This is a genomic window from Streptomyces sp. NPDC107498 (assembly GCF_055582805.1).
In genome coordinates, this window is sequence record NZ_JBVJPE010000005.1 from 37,588 (window position 1) to 55,623 (window position 18,036).

Annotated in this window: 16 protein-coding genes, 2 pseudogenes and 1 riboswitch; of the genes and pseudogenes, 7 read left to right on the top strand and 11 right to left on the bottom strand. The window is 74.1% G+C overall.

Annotation, left to right across the window (positions count from 1 at the left end; genetic code table 11):
- Positions 1-19: 19 nt before the first annotated feature.
- A pseudogene (locus tag ACZ66Z_RS10570) lies at positions 20-94 on the bottom strand (SCO4848 family membrane protein); the annotation flags it as partial.
- A 238-nt stretch (positions 95-332) separates the two neighbouring features.
- On the opposite strand from ACZ66Z_RS10570, the pseudogene ACZ66Z_RS10575 reads away from it, so the two are divergent.
- Positions 333-1,058 (top strand): annotated as a pseudogene (locus tag ACZ66Z_RS10575) (D-alanyl-D-alanine carboxypeptidase family protein); the annotation flags it as partial.
- Between the two features lie 343 nt (positions 1,059-1,401).
- On the opposite strand, the gene ACZ66Z_RS10580 reads toward ACZ66Z_RS10575, so the two are convergent.
- Positions 1,402-2,385 carry a YihY/virulence factor BrkB family protein gene (locus ACZ66Z_RS10580; protein WP_469933932.1) on the bottom strand — a complete coding sequence of 328 codons (984 nt, stop codon included), beginning with the start codon at positions 2,383-2,385 and terminating at the stop codon, positions 1,402-1,404.
- 251 nt (positions 2,386-2,636) lie between these two features.
- Here ACZ66Z_RS10580 and ACZ66Z_RS10585 point away from each other — a divergent pair, with 251 nt between their 5' ends.
- Entirely contained in the window at positions 2,637-4,052 is a 1,416-nt protein-coding gene (locus ACZ66Z_RS10585; RefSeq protein WP_469933606.1) for an FAD-binding protein, read from the top strand.
- Positions 4,049-4,804 carry a decaprenylphospho-beta-D-erythro-pentofuranosid-2-ulose 2-reductase gene (locus tag ACZ66Z_RS10590; protein ID WP_469933607.1) on the top strand — a complete coding sequence of 252 codons (756 nt, stop codon included), beginning with the start codon at positions 4,049-4,051 and terminating at the stop codon, positions 4,802-4,804. The genes ACZ66Z_RS10585 and ACZ66Z_RS10590 overlap by 4 nt, the downstream gene beginning before the upstream one ends.
- A 62-nt stretch (positions 4,805-4,866) precedes the next feature.
- Here ACZ66Z_RS10590 and ACZ66Z_RS10595 read toward each other — a convergent pair whose 3' ends face one another.
- The 3 genes from ACZ66Z_RS10595 to ACZ66Z_RS10605 all read right to left on the bottom strand — a co-directional run bounded on the left by ACZ66Z_RS10595 (position 4,867) and on the right by ACZ66Z_RS10605 (position 8,008).
- A complete protein-coding gene (locus tag ACZ66Z_RS10595; RefSeq protein WP_469933608.1) occupies positions 4,867-5,457 on the bottom strand; it encodes a 2'-5' RNA ligase family protein in 591 nt (196 codons plus the stop codon).
- 91 nt (positions 5,458-5,548) lie between these two features.
- A complete protein-coding gene (gene trpS, locus ACZ66Z_RS10600) occupies positions 5,549-6,562 on the bottom strand; it encodes a tryptophan--tRNA ligase (RefSeq protein WP_469933609.1) in 1,014 nt (337 codons plus the stop codon).
- A 177-nt stretch (positions 6,563-6,739) separates the two neighbouring features.
- On the bottom strand, positions 6,740-8,008 hold the full coding sequence (locus ACZ66Z_RS10605) for a serine hydroxymethyltransferase (RefSeq protein WP_469933610.1): 1,269 nt from the start codon (positions 8,006-8,008) through the stop codon (positions 6,740-6,742).
- 63 nt (positions 8,009-8,071) lie between these two features.
- Positions 8,072-8,162, bottom strand: a riboswitch (ZMP/ZTP riboswitch).
- A 123-nt stretch (positions 8,163-8,285) separates the two neighbouring features.
- Here ACZ66Z_RS10605 and rocD point away from each other — a divergent pair.
- Positions 8,286-9,491: an ornithine--oxo-acid transaminase gene (rocD, locus tag ACZ66Z_RS10610; RefSeq protein WP_469933611.1), complete on the top strand. Its 1,206-nt coding sequence runs from the start codon at positions 8,286-8,288 to the stop codon at positions 9,489-9,491.
- A 34-nt stretch (positions 9,492-9,525) separates the two neighbouring features.
- Here rocD and ACZ66Z_RS10615 read toward each other — a convergent pair whose 3' ends face one another.
- Both ACZ66Z_RS10615 and ACZ66Z_RS10620 read right to left on the bottom strand, forming a co-directional pair.
- On the bottom strand, positions 9,526-10,710 hold the full coding sequence (locus ACZ66Z_RS10615) for a glutathionylspermidine synthase family protein (protein ID WP_469933612.1): 1,185 nt from the start codon (positions 10,708-10,710) through the stop codon (positions 9,526-9,528).
- A gap of 15 nt (positions 10,711-10,725) precedes the next feature.
- Positions 10,726-11,025: a hypothetical protein gene (locus ACZ66Z_RS10620; protein WP_469933613.1), complete on the bottom strand. Its 300-nt coding sequence runs from the start codon at positions 11,023-11,025 to the stop codon at positions 10,726-10,728.
- Positions 11,026-11,126: 101 nt separating this feature from the next.
- On the opposite strand from ACZ66Z_RS10620, the gene ACZ66Z_RS10625 reads away from it, so the two are divergent.
- Positions 11,127-11,963 carry a hypothetical protein gene (locus ACZ66Z_RS10625; RefSeq protein WP_469933933.1) on the top strand — a complete coding sequence of 279 codons (837 nt, stop codon included), beginning with the start codon at positions 11,127-11,129 and terminating at the stop codon, positions 11,961-11,963.
- A 43-nt stretch (positions 11,964-12,006) separates the two neighbouring features.
- Here the strand turns inward: ACZ66Z_RS10625 and pdxR are convergent, their stop codons facing one another.
- A complete protein-coding gene (pdxR, locus tag ACZ66Z_RS10630; protein WP_469933614.1) occupies positions 12,007-13,461 on the bottom strand; it encodes a MocR-like pyridoxine biosynthesis transcription factor PdxR in 1,455 nt (484 codons plus the stop codon).
- Between the two features lie 47 nt (positions 13,462-13,508).
- Here pdxR and ACZ66Z_RS10635 point away from each other — a divergent pair, with 47 nt between their 5' ends.
- Positions 13,509-14,012: a carboxymuconolactone decarboxylase family protein gene (locus ACZ66Z_RS10635; RefSeq protein ID WP_469933615.1), complete on the top strand. Its 504-nt coding sequence runs from the start codon at positions 13,509-13,511 to the stop codon at positions 14,010-14,012.
- 107 nt (positions 14,013-14,119) lie between these two features.
- The gene (locus ACZ66Z_RS10640; protein WP_469933934.1) at positions 14,120-14,830 is read left to right on the top strand and encodes an isocitrate lyase/PEP mutase family protein; all 711 of its coding nucleotides are present in this window, start codon (positions 14,120-14,122) and stop codon (positions 14,828-14,830) included.
- Here ACZ66Z_RS10640 and ACZ66Z_RS10645 read toward each other — a convergent pair.
- The 3 genes from ACZ66Z_RS10645 to ACZ66Z_RS10655 form a co-directional block, all read right to left on the bottom strand.
- The gene (locus ACZ66Z_RS10645) at positions 14,824-15,669 is read right to left on the bottom strand and encodes a hypothetical protein (RefSeq protein ID WP_469933616.1); all 846 of its coding nucleotides are present in this window, start codon (positions 15,667-15,669) and stop codon (positions 14,824-14,826) included. The genes ACZ66Z_RS10640 and ACZ66Z_RS10645 overlap by 7 nt on opposite strands.
- Positions 15,670-15,898: 229 nt before the next feature.
- Complete coding sequence (locus ACZ66Z_RS10650) at positions 15,899-16,279, bottom strand: hypothetical protein (protein WP_469933617.1); 381 nt, start codon at positions 16,277-16,279, stop codon at positions 15,899-15,901.
- Positions 16,272-18,014 (bottom strand): hypothetical protein, encoded by a 1,743-nt coding sequence (locus tag ACZ66Z_RS10655; protein WP_469933618.1) that lies wholly within the window; start codon positions 18,012-18,014, stop codon positions 16,272-16,274. Before ACZ66Z_RS10655 ends, ACZ66Z_RS10650 begins: the two co-directional genes overlap by 8 nt.
- Between the last annotated feature and the right edge of the window lie 22 nt (positions 18,015-18,036).

Genomic DNA, 18,036 nt, shown 5'->3' on the forward strand with positions numbered 1-18,036 from the left:
TACAGGTCGGCTGCCTATGGAAAGTGACCCAGATGAACCAACTCCACGCCCCGAACGCGAGCAGGAACCAGGAGACGCGGCGGCTGAGCTTCATGACCCCCGTATCACCGTCGGCCTCCCGAGCCCCGCGTCCGGGTGGACGAGCGCGGGTGAACCGCCTGCCGGGGTTCGGATCGGTTGTGCGTACCTGTACGTTCTCGACCGTGTCTGCTTCGAAGAAGACCGCTTGGGCGGTCGCCGCTGCTGTGCTCCTGCCGCTCGTCACCGCCGCGCCCGCGGCTCACGCGGACGGGAAGGACGGGAAGGAAAAGCAGCCCAAGCCTCCCGCCGTGATGTCCAAGGTCGGCGGCGCCCTGCTCGGCACGCCGGGGACGCAGGTGCGGCTCGGCCCCGGTGCTCCGGTGCTGCCGAAGGAGCTGTCCGGGCGTTCCTGGATCGTCGCGGACGCGGAGAGCGGGCAGATCCTCGCCGCGCACAACGCGCACTGGCGGCTCGCCCCGGCCTCCACGCTCAAGATGCTCTTCGCGGACACCCTGCTGCCGAAGTTCTCCAACAAGGCGCAGAACCACCTGGTCACCACCGCGGACCTGGCCGGGATGGGGGACGGCTCCAGCCTGGTCGGCATCAAGGAGAAGCAGACCTACAGCGTCCACGACCTGTGGCTCGGCGTCTTCCTCCGCTCCGGCAATGACGCCGTGCACGTGCTGACCAGCATGAACAACGGTCTCCGGCAGACCGTGCAGGACATGAACGACCGGGCGGTCGAGCTCCAGGCCCTCGACACCCACGTGGTCACCCCGGACGGCTACGACGCCTCGGGCCAGGTCTCCTCCGCGTACGACCTGACGCTCATCGCCCGCGACGGGATGCAGAACAAGGACTTCCGCACGTACGCCGCCACGGCCCGCGCCTCCTTCCCCGGCGAGGCCAAGCCGGGCAAGAAGCGCGAGACCTTCGAGATCCAGAACACCAACCGGCTCCTCACCGGGGACATCGGCGTCGCCCCGTACCAGGGCATCGCCGGGGTCAAGAACGGCAACACCACGCACGCGGGCGCCACCTTCACCGGGGTCGCCGAGCGCAACGGCAAGGTGCTGCTCGTCACCGTCATGAACCCCTCCTCGGAGGAGCAGCACGCGGTCTACCGGGAGGCCGCCCGGCTGCTCGACTGGGGCTTCGCCGCCTCGGGGAAGGTGACGCCGGTGGGCGAGCTGGTGCCGCCGCTCTCGGCGCGGACGGCGTCCCCCGAGGTGAAGGAGGTCACGGCTCCGGCGCCCGGGAAGGAGGTCCCGCAGAAGCCGGTGCACGCGGCCGCTCCCGCCGGGTGGGCCGGCGGGGTGGGGATCGCACTGGCCGTGGCGGGGGGCGTCCTCGTCCTCCTGGCCGCGGGCGTCTTCCTGGTCAACCGTCGCTGGCCGCCGGCCGGGGCGGCGGCCCGTCGGCACCCTTCCCCGTCCTCGGAGGAGTCGGCGGAGTCCGTGGAGTCCCCGGAGGGGTCGTCGGGGGAGGCTCCGGCTCCTGATCGGAAAGGCCCTTCCGAGGTGACTCCGTAGCCGTCCAGGCCGCGCAGAAGAGCAGCAGTTTCGCGGTGAAGTTGATCCAGAGGAGCAGGGCGACCGGGACGCCGAACGCCCCGTACATCGACTTCGCCGCGACCCCCTTCATGTAGCCGCCGAGCAGCAGTTTCAGCAGCTCGAAGCCGACCGCGCCCATCAGTGCCGCCGTCACGAGGTCGCGGCGGTGCGGTTCGACGCCCGGCAGCAGCGTCAGCACGTACAGCAGGATCAGGAAGTCGGCGACGACGGCGACGAGGACGGCGGCCACCTGGAGCAGGATGCCGCCCGCTCCCCCGCCCGAGACGCCGAGCCGGTCGGCGCTCCAGCCGACGGCGGTGGAGCCGAGCCAGGAGGCCGCGAGCGAGCCGAGCGCGACGCCGCCGAGGCCGAGGAGGACCAGCGCGTCCTTGCCCTTGAGCAGGATCGGGTTGCCCTCGACGTCGTCGAGCCCCCAGACCGCGCGCAGGCACTCCCGCATGGAGCCGATCCAGCTGATGCCGGTGACGAGCAGGACGGCTCCGGCGACGATTCCGATGGTGCCGGCGTTGGCGACCAGACCGCCGATGTCGAGCTGGTCGGAGATGCCGGGGACCTGGTCGCCGATCTTCTTCTCGATGGTGCCGAGCTGGTCGTCGGTGAGGAGCGCGGCGCCGATCGCGGCGGCGACCGTGATCAGCGGGAAGAGCGCGATGAAGGAGACGAAGGTGATCGCGGCGGCGAGCCGCGTCCAGTGCGCCTCGTCGAGGGTCTCGTACGCGTGCCAGCCGTGGGTCCGCATGAGGCGGGCGATCCACGGGCCGATGACGGGGAGTCCGGTCAGCCAGTCCATGTCGTACGTCTGCTCCTCGCGCCGTCGGACCACTCGGGTCACTTGGATCCCCCGGACACGAGAATCCCCCGCCGGGGCGCGGGGATCCGCGACCGACATCCCGTACGGGCGCGGGCGGTCCCGGGTCGTGGAGGTCCCTGCCCGGTTCTCACCGCGCTTCTCGCGCTCCCTGCCTTCCTTCGGGCATCCGTTCCGACGAGCCGCCCCGTAATGCCGTCATAAGCCCCATATCCGGCTATACGGTCAGCTCCATGGCTGTCGAGACCCGCGTCCCGGACGAGGACTGCGAAGCGATCAGCGGCTGGGGCCGCACCGCCCCCACCCTCGCGCGCGTGCACCGGCCCCGCGGGTACGCCGAGGCGGTCGAGGCCGTCCTCGCCCGCGGCCACCGGGGCGTCGTCGCCCGCGGTCTCGGCCGCGCGTGCGGCGACGCCGCGCAGAACGCCGGCGGCACCGTCCTCGACATGACCGGCTTCGACCGGATCCTGGCCGTCGACACCACCGCCGGGCTCGTCGTCTGCGAGGCGGGCGTCACCCTGCACCGGCTGATGGAGTCGCTGGTGCCGTTCGGCTGGTTCGTCCCGGTCGTCCCCGGCACCCGGTACGTGACCGTCGGCGGCGCGATCGGCGCCGACGTCCACGGCGGCGACCACCACGTCTCGGGTTCCTTCGGCCGGCACGTGACCGCGCTCGAACTCCTCACCGCCGACGGGGAGATCCGCACCGTGCTGCCCGGGACCCCGCTCTTCGACGCCACCACCGGCGGCATGGGCCTGACCGGCGTGATCCTCTCGGCCACCCTGCGGCTGCTGCCCGTCGAGACCTCCCTGATGCGCGTGGACGCCGAGCGCGTCCCCGGCCTCGACGAGCTGATGGCCCGGCTCGCCGACGGTGACCGCCGGTACCGCTACTCCGTCGCCCGGATCGACCTGCTCGCCCGGGGCGCCGCCACCGGCCGCGCCGTCCTGACCCGCGGCGACCACGTCCCGTACGACGCGCTGCCCCGCCGCCACCGGGCCCGCCGCACACCGCTGGACTTCCGGCCGGGGCGGCTGCCCGCACCGCCGCCGTACGTCCCCGGCGGGCTGCTCGGCCGCACGTCCGTCGGGCTCGTCAACGAGCTCTGGTACCGCGGGACCCCCCGCGCCGCCACCGGCCGGCTCCAGTCGCTGCCGGCCTTCTTCCACCCCCTCGACCGCGTCCCGCACCGGAACCGGATCCACGGGCCCGCGGGCTTCGTCCGGTACCGGTTCGTCGTCCCGTACGGGCAGGAGGACGCCCTCCGGCGGATCGTGCGGCGGATCGCGGACCGGCGCTGCCCCTCCTTCCCCGCCGTCCTGCAGCGGTTCGGCGCGGGCGGCCCCGGCCCGCTCTCCTTCCCCCTCCCCGGCTGGGCCCTCTCCCTCGGCCTGCCCGCCGGCCTGCCCGGGCTCGGGCGCTTCCTCGACGCGCTCGACGAGGAGGTCATGGGCGCCGGCGGCCGGGTCGACCTCGCCGAGGACTCCCGGGTCCGGCCGGAGAACCTGGCCGTGATGTACCCCCGGCTCGACGAGTTCCGGGCGCTGCGCGCGGCGCTCGACCCCCGGTCCGTCTTCACCTCGGACCTCGCCCGCCGTCTCGGTCTCCAGGGCCCCCGGGCCCCCCAGGAAATCCAGGAGTTCACGTGAAGGACGCCTTCGGTGCCCCGCAGTCGCTGCTCGTCCTCGGCGGCACCTCCGAGATCGGGCTCGCCACCGCCCGCCGGCTGATCGCGCGCCGCACCCGCGTGGTCCGGCTGGCCGGCCGCCCCTCCCCCGCGCTCACGGCCGCCGCCGACTCGCTGCGCGCGCTCGGGGCGGACGTGCGCACCGTGCCCTTCGACGCGCTGGACACCGGGTCGCACGAGGAGCGGCTCGGGAAGGTCTTCGCGGAGGGCGACGTCGACATGGTGCTGCTCGCCTTCGGGGTCTTCGGCGACCAGGCGCGCGACGAGTCGGACCCGGTCGCCGCCGCCCGGGTCGCGCAGACCAACTACACGGGCGCCGTCTCGGCCGGCCTGGTGTGCGCGGGCGCGCTCCAGGCGCAGGGGCACGGTTCGCTGGTGGTGCTCTCGTCGGTGGCGGGCGAGCGGGCGCGCCGCGCCGACTTCATCTACGGCTCGTCGAAGGCGGGCCTCGACGCGTTCGCGCAGGGCCTGGGGGACGCGCTGCACGGCACGGGCGTGCACGTCATGGTCGTACGGCCCGGGTTCGTGCGTTCGAGGGCGACGGCGGGCCTCGCGGAGGCGCCGCTCGCGACGACCCCGGAGGAGGTCGCGGGCGCGATCGAGCTGGGGCTGCGGCGGCGCTCGGAGACGGTGTGGGTGCCGGGGTCGCTGCGGATGGTGACGGCGGCGGTACGGCACGTGCCGAGGCCGCTGTTCCGGCGCCTGCCGGTGTGAGGCGCGGCGCCGGGGCCTGGGCGGCGGGCGTGAGGCGCGGCGCCCGGGGCCCGGGCGGCGGGTCAGGCCGTCGGCGTCGGCGTGTCGACCGGGCTGCCGCCCTGGGCGGGGACGGCCGCGATCGGGCGGCCGCTGCCGAACTCGTAGTCGTACAGCTTCCGCCAGACCCCGTCCGGGCCCTGCTCGTAGAGCGCGAAGGAGCGGCAGGTCCAGGCCGCCTCGTACCCGGCGAGCTCCTCGAACGCCCGGTCCATCCCCTCCTCGGAGATGCCGTGCGCCACGGTGACGTGCGGGTGGTACGGGAACTGGAGCTCGCGCACCAGCGGCCCGGCCTCGTCGCGGATCCGGTGCTGGAGGCGGTGGCAGGCGGAGACGCCCTCCTCCAGCCTCACGTAGACGACCGGGGAGAGCGGGCGGAAGGTGCCGGTGCCCCGGAGGCGCACGGGGAACGGCTGGTGCTCGGCGGCGACGTCCGCGAGGTGGGCCTCGATCTCCGGCAGCCGCTCCTCGGGGACCTCGGTCGGCGGGACCAGGGTGACGTGCGTGGGGATGCCGTGCGCGGCCGGGTCCCCGAAGCCGGCGCGCCGCTCCTGGAGCAGGCTGCCGTAGGGCTCCGGGACCGCGATCGAAACGCCGAGCGTTACGGTCCCCACGTCGTTCTCCTCCGTCGTCCGTCGAAATGTGTACGGGTGGTGCAGCGCCAGTGTGCGGCCTGCACCGCCCTTTCGGCCAGGGTCCTTGGACTCAGTGCTTGGCGGGCAGGAAACCGATCCGCTCGTACGTCTGCGCCAGCGTCTCCGCGGCGACCGCGCGGGCCTTCTCCGCGCCCTTGGCCAGGACCGAGTCCAGCGTCTCCGGGTCGTCCAGGTATTCCTGGGTGCGGGTCCGGAACGGCGTGACGAAGTCCACCATGACCTCGGCGAGATCCGTCTTCAGCGCGCCGTACATCTTGCCCTCGTAGCTCCTCTCCAGATCCGCGACGGACGTGGCGGTGAGCGTGGACATGATGGTGAGCAGGTTGGAGACGCCGGCCTTGTGCTCCGGGTCGAAGCGGATCACCGTGTCGGTGTCGGTGACCGCGCTCTTGACCTTCTTCGCGGTGGTCTTCGGGTCGTCCAGGAGGTTGATGAGGCCCTTCGGCGTGGACGCCGACTTGCTCATCTTGATCGTCGGGTCCTGGAGGTCGTAGATCTTCGCCGTCTCCTTGAGGATGTACGGCTTGGGGATCGTGAACGTCTCGCCGAAGCGGCCGTTGAAGCGCTCCGCGAGGTCGCGGGTCAGCTCGATGTGCTGGCGCTGGTCCTCGCCGACCGGGACCTCGTGGGCCTGGTAGAGCAGGATGTCCGCGACCTGGAGGATCGGGTACGTGAAGAGGCCGACGGTGGCGCGGTCGGCGCCCTGCTTGGCGGACTTGTCCTTGAACTGGGTCATGCGGGAGGCCTCGCCGAAGCCGGTGAGGCAGTTCATGACCCAGCCGAGCTGTGCGTGCTCGGGGACGTGGCTCTGGACGAAGAGGGTGCAGCGCTCCGGGTCGAGGCCGGCGGCGAGCAGCTGGGCGGCGGCGAGCCGGGTGTTGGCGCGCAGCTCGGCGGGGTCCTGCGGGACCGTGATCGCGTGCAGGTCGACGACCATGTAGAAGGCGTCGTGGGTCTCCTGCAGGGCGACCCACTGGCGGACGGCGCCGAGGTAGTTGCCGAGGTGGAACGAGCCTGCGGTGGGCTGGATTCCGGAGAGCACGCGGGGACTGTCAGAGGCCATGCACATCATTCTCTCAGGTGTGGGGAGCGATCCCGACTGCCGTCCGCCGGGATCGCGGGAACGCGGTCGGACACGGGCGGGCACGGGCGGGCACCGTCTTCGGTGAGACCGGGAACACGGCGCGGCCGACGGTCCCGCGCCCCCGGGGACCGGGAGCGCGGGACCGGGAGGCCCGGGCTAGACCGGGAGGCCGGGGGCGGGGTGGGCGGCCATGAGGTCGGCGACCTCGGCGCGGACCGTGCGGAGGGCGTCCTCGTCGCCCGTGCCGGCGGCGGTGACGGCGCGGTCGATCCACTCGGCGACCTGCGCCATGTGCTCCGTGGTGAGCCCCCGGGAGGTGAGGGCGGGGGTGCCGATGCGGATGCCGGAGGGGTCGAAGGGCTTGCGGGGGTCGTACGGGACGGTGTTGTGGTTGACGACGATGCCGGCCCGGTCGAGCGCCTTGGCCGCCACCTTGCCCGGGACCCGCTCGGGGGTGAGGTCGATCAGGATCAGGTGGTTGTCGGTGCCGCCGGAGACCAGGTCGAAGCCCCGGGCGAGGAGCGCCTCGGCGAGGGCCCCGGCGTTGGCGACGACGGCGTGGGCGTAGTCGCGGAAGGAGGGCAGGGAGGCCTCGCGGAGGGCGACGGCGATGGCGGCGGTGGTCTGGTTGTGGGGGCCGCCCTGGAGGCCGGGGAAGACGGCCTTGTCGAGGGCCTTGGCGTGCTCCTCCGTGGACATCAGCATGGCGCCGCGCGGGCCGCGGAGGGTCTTGTGGGTGGTCGTGGAGATCACGTCGACGTGGCCGACCGGGGACGGGTGGGCGCCGCCGGCGACGAGGCCGGCGATGTGGGCGACGTCGGCGACGAGGACGGCGCCGGCCTCGCGGGCGATCTCGCCGAAGGCGGCGAAGTCGATGGTGCGGGGCAGCGCGGTGCCGCCACAGAAGATGATCTTCGGGCGTTCCTCGAGGGCGAGGTCGCGGACCTGGTCGAAGTCGATGAGGCCGGTGTCCCGGCGGACCCCGTACTGGACGCCGCGGAACCAGGTGCCGGTGGCGGAGACGCCCCAGCCGTGGGTGAGGTGGCCGCCCATCGGCAGCGCCATGCCCATGACGGTGTCGCCGGGCCGCGCGAAGGCGAGGTGGACGGCGAGGTTGGCCGGGGAGCCGGAATGGGGCTGGACGTTGGCGTGGTCGACGCCGAAGAGGGCCTTGGCGCGCTCGATCGCGAGGGTCTCGACCCGGTCGACGTTCTGCTGGCCCTCGTAGTAGCGGCGACCGGGGTAGCCCTCGCTGTACTTGTTCTGGAGGACGGTGCCGGAGGCTTCGAGCACGGCGGCGGAGACGTAGTTCTCGCTGGGGATGAGGCGCAGGGTCTCGGCCTGGAGCCGTTCCTCGGCGCCGACGAGGGCGGCGAGCTCGGGGTCGGCGGCGGCGAGTGCGGGGTGCTGCTGCGGGACGGTCATGCGGTGTCCTCCGGGCGTTCGGCGGAACGGTCCCGGGGCTGAGGTGCGCACGGGACCGGGATCCCGTGATGCCCAGGCGGGCGGCACCTCGTGTGGTGGAGCGCGCGCGGCTCCCCCGGGGTCGCTTCCCCGTGCGCCAGTCGCCGTGCGTGTCCCCACAGTAGCGGGCGCGCCGACGCCGAGGTTTCCCCGTCCGGCATCCGAGCGACGATAAGAAGGGGGCCACAGCCCCCTGGGGACGAGCCACCCCCCGAGCCGCAGGACGAACGGAGATCCCGTGTCGAGGACAGAAGAGGCGATCGCTTCCGCGGACGCGCACAGCGCGCACAACTACCACCCCCTTCCGGTCGTCGTCGCCTCGGCGGACGGCGCCTGGATGACCGACGTCGAGGGCCGTCGCTACCTCGACATGCTCGCCGGGTACTCGGCGCTCAACTTCGGGCACGGCAACCGCCGTCTGATCGACGCGGCGAAGGCGCAGCTAGAGCGGGTGACGCTGACCTCGCGGGCCTTCCACCACGACCGGTTCGCCGAGTTCTGCGCGCGGCTCGCGGAGCTGTGCGGCAAGGAGGCGGTGCTGCCGATGAACACGGGGGCGGAGGCGGTCGAGACGGCCGTGAAGACCGCCCGGAAGTGGGGGTACGAGGTGAAGGGCGTGCCGGACGGGCACGCGAAGATCGTGGTGGCGGCGAACAACTTCCACGGCCGGACGACGACGATCGTGAGCTTCTCGACGGACCACGAGGCGCGGGACCACTACGGGCCGTACACGCCGGGGTTCGAGATCGTGCCGTACGGGGACCTGACGGCGATGGAGGCGGCGGTCACCGAGAACACGGTGGCCGTGCTGCTCGAACCGATCCAGGGCGAGGCGGGGGTCCTGGTCCCGCCGGCCGGTTATCTGGCGGGGGTGCGGGAGCTGACGCGCCGGCGGAACGTGCTGTTCGTGGCGGACGAGATCCAGTCGGGACTGGGCCGGACGGGGCGGACGTTCGCGTGCGAGCACGAGGGCGTGGTGCCCGACGTGTACGTCCTGGGGAAGGCGCTGGGCGGCGGGGTGGTGCCGGTGTCGGCGGTGGTGGCCGACCGCGAGGTGCTCGGGGTGTTCCGGCCGGGCGAGCACGGGTCGACGTTCGGCGGGAACCCGCTGGCGTGCGCGGTGGCCCTGGAGGTGATCGCGATGCTGCGGACGGGCGAGTTCCAGGAGCGGGCGGCGGAGCTGGGCGAGCACCTCCACGCCGAGCTGGGGCTGCTCGTGGGCGGCGGCGCGGTGGAGGCGGTGCGGGGGCGCGGGCTGTGGGCCGGGGTGGACGTCGTGCCGTCCCGGGGCACGGGCCGGGAGATCTCGGAGAAGCTGATGGAGCGCGGGGTCCTGGTGAAGGACACGCACGGGTCGACGATCCGGATCGCTCCGCCGCTGGTGATCTCGAAGGAGGACCTGGACTGGGGGCTGGAGCAGTTGAGGACGGTGCTCTCGGTCTGACCCCGGGGCGGCGCCCGCGACGGGGCGCGGCGGGTCACAGGATCACGTGCGGGAGGAAGCGGGCGTACTCGTCGGTGACGGGGCCCGCCGACTCCCGGATCCCCAGCCCCGCCGCCTCGTCCTCGACGACCCACGCGCCGAGCACCACCCGGTTGCCGTCGAAGTCGGGCAGCGGGGCCAGCTCCTGGTAGCAGCAGGCCTCCCCGTCCCGTACGAAGGGCTCCGCACCGGCCTCGTGCAGGGTGACGCCCGCACCCTCGCGGCCGAGCAGCGGCTTGGCGACCCAGCCGACGGTGGAGGTGAGCTCGCGCGGTCCGTCGAGGTAGGCGGGCAGCAGGTTGGGGTGGCCCGGGTTCAGCTCCCACAGGATCGCGAGGAGCGCCTTGTTGGAGAGCAGCATCTTCCAGGCGGGTTCGATCCAGCAGGTCGTGCCGGTGCCGCCGCCGTTGTCGAGGGTGTCCAGGACGTGCGGGCCGAAGCGGTCGGTGGTCAGCCACTCCCACGGGTAGAGCTTGAAGCAGCTGCGGATGAAGCGGAGCCGGTCGTCCACGAAGCGGCGCGAGAGCCGGTCCCAGCCGATCCGTTCGACGGAGAGCGCCTCGGTGTCGAGTCCGGCCTGCTGGGCGGTCTCGCGCAGGTACGCGACCGTCATCAGGTCCTCGCCGAGTTCGTCGCCGTCCGAGTGGGCGAAGTGGACGGGGCCGGGCGGGAGGAGGGGGGCCTGGCGCTTCCAGGCGTCGACGAGCCGCTCGTGGAGGGAGTTCCACTGGTCGGCGCCGGGGAATCGTTCCTCCATCCAGAACCACTGCGGGCTCGCCGCCTCCACCAGGGAGGTGGGGGTGTCCGCGTTGTACTCCAGCATCTTGGCCGGGCCCGTGCCGTCGTAACGGAGGTCGAAGCGGCCGTACAGGGAGGGGAGTTCGGCCCGCCGCCGCCAGGACTCGGCGACCAGGCCGGCCAGCTTCGGGTCGGTGATCCCGAGCTCGGCGAAGCGGTCATGCTCGACGATGTGCGCGGCCGCCGCCAGGCACAGCGCGTGCAGCTCCTCGACGACCTCCTCCAGGGCCTCGACCTCGGGCAGCGAGAAGGAGTAGTACGCGCTCTCGTCCCAGTACGGGCGCAGCGAGCCGTCCGGGTGACGGGTCAGGGGGTAGACGAGCCCCTGCTCCTCGACCGTCCGCTGCCAGTCGGGCCGGGGCTCGATGGTGTGGCGTTCCACGGTGCCGCGCCCGCCTCAGCCGCCGCCGGTGCCGGAGCAGCCGAAGCCGCCGCTGTCGACGGCGGTCCTGTCGAAGCTGCCGCCGCTGACGCGCCTGTCGCGGACGGATCCGCCGTAGTAGTACGCGCCCCGGGTGGCGCTGCCGTTGTCGTCGTCGTCGCTTCCGCCGCCGCTCTCGCACCGGTAGCTGGGCAGTTCCTCCCGGGTCAGCGGGTCCACGCACCGCCTGTCCGGCTCCGAACCGCACGCGGTGATCGTCGCCGCGAGCACACCCATCCCGCCGAGCACCACCGTGCTCGACCTCAGCCTGCGCATGGCCGTCGCCTCCCCTTCACCGCGTCGCGTCCGTCGCGACCGCACAGTGTAGGCCGATGATTTCGGGCCTCAGCCCCTAGAGTCGTTTCGTGCTACTCGGGATGATTTGCGCGCTGGCCTCGTCCGTGTGCTTCGGCGCGGCATCGGTTCTCCAGGCGATGGGGGCCCGCGCCGCCGCGCCGGGGACGGGGAGCGGCGTCGACGTCGCGCTGATGGGGCGGGTCCTGCGGCAGTGGCGCTATCTCGCCGGGCTCGGGATGGACGGGCTGGGCTTCGTCCTGCAGATCGTGGCCCTGCGGACGCTGCCCATCTACGTGGTGGGCGCGGCCCTCGCCGCGAGTCTGGCGGTCACGGCGGTCATCGCCTCCCGGGTGCTGGGGGTGCGGCTGAGCCGGGTGGAGTGGGCGGCCGTGGCCGTGGTCTGCGCGGGGCTCGCGATGCTGGCGTTCGCCTCCGGCGAGGAGGGCCACCGGGAGGGCTCGGAGGCGCTGCGCTGGGCGCTGCTCGGGGTCTCCTTCGGGGTCCTGCTGCTCGGCTTCGGGGCGGGCCGGTTGCCGGAGCGGCCCCGGGCGCTGGTCCTCGGCCTCGGGGCCGGGTTCGGCTTCGGAGTGGTGGAGGTGGCGGTCCGGCTGATCGACGGCATCGACTTCACCGATCCCGCCTGGTACGCGCTCCTCGTCGGCGGCGGGGCCGCCTTCATCCTGCTGACCTCGGCGCTCCAGCGCGGCTCGGTGACCACGGCGACGGCGGGCGCGGTGCTCGGCGAGACGATCGGACCCGCGATCGTCGGGGTGGCCTGGCTCGGGGACCGCACCCGGGACGGGCTCGGCTGGCTGGCGGTCGCCGGCTTCGCCGTGGCGGTGGCGGGCTCCCTGACCCTGGCCCGCTTCGGCGAGGCGCCGGCCCCGGCTCCGGCCCCGGAGTCCGCCGCGCCGTAGGGGGTGGCCTGCCGATCGGACGGGACACCCCCTGGCGGGACCCTCACGACCCTTGCGGCAGCACCCCGCACAGGGCCCGGAGGGCGCCCTGCCAGCCGCTGTCGGGGGGCGTGGCGTAGCCGACGACGAGGCCGTCGAGGGTGGGCGGCACCGCGGGGCGGCGGAACCGGTTGACGCCCTGGACGGCGAGGCCGCGCCAGGCGGCGGCCCGCAGGGTGGCCTGCTCGGTGCCGGGCGGGAGGGCCAGGACGGCGTGGAGGCCGGCCGCGATCCCGCTGACCCGGGTCTCCGGCGAGTGTGCGGCGACGGCCGCCACCAGCTGGTCGCGGCGGCGCCGGTAGCGCAGCCGCATCGCCCGCACGTGCCGGTCGTACGCCCCCGAGCGCAGGAACTCGGCGAAGGCCAGCTGGTCCGGCGCGCTCGACGTCCAGTCCGCGCCCCCCTTCGCCGCCGCCACCTCCTGCGCGAGCTCCTGCGGCAGGACCATCCAGGCGAGGCGGAGTCCGGGCGCGAGGGACTTGCTGGCGGTGCCGAAGTAGACGACGCGGTCGGGGTCGAGGCCCTGGAGGGCGCCGACCGGCTGCCGGTCGTAGCGGAACTCCCCGTCGTAGTCGTCCTCCAGGACGAAGCCGCCCGAGGCGCGCGCCCAGTCGACGGCGGCCGCCCGCCGGTCCGGGGGCAGGGCGCCGCCCAGCGGGTACTGGTGGGCGGCCGTCATGAGGACGGCTCCGCAGCCGTCGAGTCCGGTCAACTCCTCGGTCCGCGTGCCGCGTTCGTCGAAGCCCAGGGCGGGGGTGCCGAGCCCGGCCCGGCGCAGGAGGTCGTCGTGGAGCCAGAGCCCGTACGACTCGACGGCCACGTCCCGTACGCCCCGGGCCCGCAGCACCTCGCCGATCAGCATCAGGCCGTGCACGAAGCCCGCGCAGATCACGATCCGCTCGGGCCGGGCGTGCACGCCCCGGGCGCGGGCGAGGTACTCGGCGAGCGCGGTGCGCAGTTCGGGCCGGCCGCGCGGATCGCCGTACCCGAAGGCCTCGTGGGGGGCGGCGGTGAGGGCCCGGCGGTACGCCTTGAGCCAGTCGGCGCGCGGGAAGGAGGCGAGGTCGGGGGAGCCGGACTGGAGGTTGTGGACGAGTGCGGCGGTCCGGCCGGTGCCGGACGGCGGCGCAGGGGGCCTCCCCTGCTCGGACGAAGCCGGGGGCCTGGGGGAGGCCGGCGCCGGGGGACGGGGCGCGGCGCGGCGGGCGACACGGGTCCCGGAGCCCTGCCGGGCGGTGAGCCAGCCCTCGGCGACGAGCTCGGCGTAGGCGTCGGCGACGGTGTTGCGGGCCATGCCGAGGTCGACGGCGAGCGAGCGGGAGGACGGCAGCCGGGCGCCGGGCTCCAGGCGGCCGCTGCGGACCGCCTCCCGCAGGGCGTCCATCAGGCCCGCGCGGAGCCGGGTGCCACGGAGTTCCAGGTGGAGGTCGGCCCCGAAAGTGGCCCAGTCGTTCGCCATGGAAATGGACCATACAGGTGCGCCATCGGCTTCGTACGGTGGTCGGCATGACGACGACGGAATCCACCGAGCAGACCGCGTACGCCCACGAGCACGCGCCCCGCCTCCCCCTCGCCGAGCGCGTCCCCGAGTTCTACCGGGCGATGATCCGGCTGGAGACGGCGGCCGCGAAGGACGTCGACCCGACCCTGTACCACCTGATCAAGCTCCGCGCCTCGCAGGTCAACCGCTGCGCGTTCTGCATCGACATGCACAGCAAGGACGCGCTGGCCGAGGGCGAGAGCATCGAGCGGATCGTGCAGCTCGCCGCCTGGGAGGAGTCCCGGCACTTCTACACCGAGCGCGAACTCGCCGCGCTCGCCCTGACCGAGGCCGTCACCGTCCTCACCGACGGCTTCGTGCCCGACGAGGTGTACGCACGGGCCGCCGCGCACTTCGACGAGACCGAACTCGCCCGGGTCATCGCCGCGATCGTCACGATCAACGCCTGGAACCGGATCGGCGTCACGACGCGCATGACGCCGGGCCACTACACCCCGAAGTCCGCGTAGTGAGCACCCCGGCGGCCGCTTCGAAGCCCGCCCCGGGGGTCGCTTCGGAGCCCGCTTCGGCGGGCGTCCCGGAGGCCGCTCCGAAGAAGGCCGAGGCCCTCCGCGCCCTGCACCACGGCCGCGCGGGCGGCAACCCTCTCGTGCTGCCCGGCCCGTGGGACGCGGCGAGCGCCCGCACCTTCGAGGCCGCCGGCTTCCCCGCCCTCGCCACCCCGAGCGCCGCCGTCGCCGCGTCCCTCGGCCACGAGGACGGGGCGACGCCCGCCGACGAGATGTTCGCCGCCGTGGCGCGCGTCGTCCGGGCCGTCTCCGTCCCCGTCACGGCGGACCTGGAGGGCGGGTACGGGCTGTCCGCCGCCGAACTCGTCGAGCGGGTGCGGGAGACCGGCGCGGTCGGCGTGAACCTGGAGGACGGCGACGCCACGAACGGCCTCAAGGACCCCGAGGCGCACGCGGAGTGGCTGGCGGAGGTGCGGGCGGCGGCCGGGCCGGACCTCTTCGTGAACGCGCGCGTCGACGCGTACCTCCGCGGGGGCGTCGCCGACCCCGCCGGGGAGGCGCTCGCCCGCGCCCGCCTCTACGCGGCGGCGGGCGCGGACTGCGTGTACCCGATCAAGGCCCCGCCCACCGACCTGCCGGGCCTGCGGGCGGCTCTCGGCGACCTGCCGATCAACACCCTGTCCCTCCCGGACGGCCCGTCCTTCGCCGAACTCGGCCGCCTGGGCGCGACCCGCGTCACCTTCGGCCCCGGCCTGTTGTTCCGGTCCCTGCACGGGCTCGCGGACCTGGCGGCCGAGGTGCGGGCGCAGGCTCAGTAGGCGCCGGGACGGAAGAACTGCAGGGCCACGCGGAGCCGTTCGCGCTGCTTCGGCCAGTCGGCGTCCGGGCCGGCGGCCAGGATCGCGTACTGGTTGCCGTCCCCGGCGGTGAAGGCGCGGTCGACGACCTTGCGGCGGCCGCCCTCCCGGTCGTACGCGTACACCAGCTCGGCGGAGTCCGCGGGCGCGCCGGGCTCGCCCGTGACCCGTTCGAGGCTGATCTCGCCGTAGCCGGGCTTGTTGGTCCGGCCGTCCTCGGAGGCCCCGCGCAGCGCCTCGTACGGCGTCATGCCCGCCTCCTGGATGACGAAGACCTGGATCAGGCTCCGCCCGTCCGGGGCGTTGTAGAACACGCCCTGTTCGGACTCGGTGCGGTTCCAGCCCTCGGGGACGGCGATCGTGAAGCCCTTGAGGTCCTCCTGGGCGCGGTAGCCGGGCGGGGGCACGTCGTCCGGGGGCGTGGACGTGCCGGACGGGGACCCCGTCGGGGTCCCCGACGGGGTCTCGGAGGTCGGCCGGTCCGTCTCCGTCGTGGCCGGGACGGAGGCCGGCGGTCCCGCCGCCGGGCCGCTCCCGTCCCCGCTCCGGCCCCAGACCAGCCAGGCCCCCGCGGAACCCGCCGCGAGGACGGCCACCGCCACCACTGCCGCCAGGACGACCCGCGAACGGGCCCGGGGCGCCGGGACGGGCGGCGCGGGGTACTGCGGACCACCGGCGTCGGGGGCGTACCCCGGGGGGCCCGGGAGGTGCCCCTGGCCGTGGCCCGGAGCGCGGTCGGGGGCGTAATCGAGGGCGTACTCCGGCGCGTACTCCGGGGGAGGCGGCGGCGGAGGCGCCACCGGTCCGGCGGTCCCGGCGCCCTGCGGGGGCGGCGGCCCGGCAGGGGCGACAGGCCCGGCAGCACCCTCCGGGACCACCGGCCCGGCAGCGCCCCCCGGCGCCACCGGCCCGGCCGGTGCCCCGTCCCACGGGGGTGCGGGCGTGGTCTCCGTTCCTCCGCTCTCCCAGCTCTGCGTCTCGTCGTTCCAGCGGGCCCCGCCCGCCGGGGATCCCCCGTGACCGCTCATCTCATCCTCCGAGCAGGGCGCCGACGGCCTGCCCCACGGCCACGCCCGAGGCGAGGATCCCGGCCACCGCGCCCGCGTCCGTGAGGGCGCGGCGCAGGGCGGCGAGCCGACTCGTGCCCGCGCGCCCGGTGCCCTCGATCTCGTCCTCGGCGTCGGCGAGTTCGGCGTCGAGCGCGGTCGTCCCCTCGGTGGGGACGACGCCCTCCAGGTCGGCGCGGAGCCGGCGGATGGCCTGGAGCAGCTCCTCCTGCCGGGCGTCGCGGGCGGGCGGCGTGCCGTTCACCGTGCTGGTGACGGTGTTGCTGTCGCCGATGGTGACGTTGCCGCCGGTGTTGGTGACGTGAACGCCGCCGCGGTCGCGGGAGTTCCCTGTCTCAGCCACGGTCGCCTCCGGTCGTGGAAGTGGTGAAGGTCTTGCTGGTGACGGTGTTGTGGTGCCCGACGGTGACGTTCCCCTTGGTGTTCTCGATGAACGTGCCGCCCTCGGCCACGTGGACGATCTTCTGCTCGAACTCGGCGGTCTCGTAACCGGCTTCGCGGAGCGCGATCGTCACGCCGTTCGCGACGCGGTCCTGCACGCTCTTCAGGTAGCGGCTGACGTCCATCTCCTGGAAGAGGGAGGCCTCGTCGTCGGAGCCGAGTTCGCGGACCGAGGTCCACGGGCCCTCGGGCAGCGCGTTGGTGTGGCCGGCGGTGAGCACCCGCCACAGGTGGACGAGCGCGCGCCCGATGGTGACCACGGCCCGTCCGGCCGAGCTCGGGGTCCGGCCGAGCGCCCAGACGGCCTTGCCGAAGTGGTGGTTGTGGCGGTAGCGGTGGGCGATCCGGTCGGCGTCCCGGTAGAGCCGCTTCACCGGCCGCAGGACGTGCGGGGCGACCTCCAGCATCAGCATGCCGCCCTGGGTGTGGACGCGGACGAAGACCGTGGTGACGATCTCCTCGCCCCAGCCGCCGACCCGGACGCGGAGGAAGTGGCGGCGGGTCTCGCCGCCCTCCTCGATGGCGCGCGAGCGGTGCGCCTCGAAGGCCTCGGGCGTGTACGGGGCGCTCGTGCGGGCCGGCAGTCCGTCGACGGGCAGGAAGACGACCTCGTCGATCTCCAGCTCGCGCAGCCGGTCCCGCACGGCCGCCCGGAGTTGCGGCGAGCCGTGGGGGGAGGGCACGCGGAGCGCCTCCAGGAGGGGGACGACGTGCCGCAGGACGGCGCTGTTGTCGAGCGGTTCGGGCGCCTTGCCGTCGAGGTTCTTGCGGGGGCGCAGCTCGACGGAGAGCGACCAGGGCTCGTACGGGGAGCCGGCGCCGCAGAACGGGACGTCGGCGTCGTACATGATCAGCCGGTCGTGCTGTTCGATCCGGATCCGGTCGCGCAGCCTGCGGAAGCGGGCGCCCTCGGCGAGCTCGGCCGGGTCGGAGCGCCGGTCGGCGAAGCGCTCGCGGGACAGCTCCTGGGTGAGCGCGCGGGCGAACTGGCCGCGCTGGGCGGCCACCGCCCAGGCCACGAGGAGCGGCACGGCGATGGTGATCCACACCTCCAAGGGGCCGATGCCCCACATCTCCTGGGCGGCGAGGCCGACGGCGAGGTCGAGGAAGCCGGCCGTGTCGGAGACCTCGCCGAGGAACTCGCCGCCGGACTCGTCGTCGCCGAGCGCGAGGAAGAGGAGGAACAGCGCGGACTGCAGGAACATGAGCCGGCCGTACCAGCGCAGCAGGAACGCGAGGACGACCCGGTAGACGGGGGCCGCGGCGGTCGCGGACCGGCCGCGCACCCAGCGGGCGACGCCGAGCACCAGGAAGGGGGCGAGGAGGAGCGCGACCAGGCCCTTGGTGAGGGGGATCGCGACGATCCAGAGGGCGAGGATCCCGGCGGCCCAGGCGAGTTCGACGCGGCGGGCGCGCAGCGCGTGGGCGAGGACGCGGCTCGCGTCGTAGCCGAGGGAGGGGGCGGCGAAACGCTCCTCGTGGACGTACAGCTGGTCGATGACCGCGTCACGGAAGCCGTCGTCGAGGTACGTGCCGGCGCAGAGCAGCCGGGTCGCCTCGCTGGCGGCCGGTAAGCGGCGCGGGTCGACGGCGGGCGACGGCCCGCCGGACTGGTGAGGTACGAACGACTGCGCCAAGACTCCCCCGATGGTGTGGAAC

What these genes read in the sequence shown, in the direction of transcription:
- pdxR (WP_469933614.1), bottom strand. Translation starts at nt 13,461, where the DNA reads ATGGCGAACGACTGGGCCACTTTCGGGGCCGACCTCCACCTGGAACTC.
- ACZ66Z_RS10620 (WP_469933613.1), bottom strand. Translation starts at nt 11,025, where the DNA reads ATGCGCAGGCTGAGGTCGAGCACGGTGGTGCTCGGCGGGATGGGTGTG.
- ACZ66Z_RS10635 (WP_469933615.1), top strand. Translation starts at nt 13,509, where the DNA reads ATGACGACGACGGAATCCACCGAGCAGACCGCGTACGCCCACGAGCAC.
- ACZ66Z_RS10605 (WP_469933610.1), bottom strand. Translation starts at nt 8,008, where the DNA reads ATGACCGTCCCGCAGCAGCACCCCGCACTCGCCGCCGCCGACCCCGAG.
- ACZ66Z_RS10585 (WP_469933606.1), top strand. Translation starts at nt 2,637, where the DNA reads ATGGCTGTCGAGACCCGCGTCCCGGACGAGGACTGCGAAGCGATCAGC.
- trpS (WP_469933609.1), bottom strand. Translation starts at nt 6,562, where the DNA reads ATGGCCTCTGACAGTCCCCGCGTGCTCTCCGGAATCCAGCCCACCGCA.
- ACZ66Z_RS10580 (WP_469933932.1), bottom strand. Translation starts at nt 2,385, where the DNA reads ATGGACTGGCTGACCGGACTCCCCGTCATCGGCCCGTGGATCGCCCGC.
- ACZ66Z_RS10625 (WP_469933933.1), top strand. Translation starts at nt 11,127, where the DNA reads ATGATTTGCGCGCTGGCCTCGTCCGTGTGCTTCGGCGCGGCATCGGTT.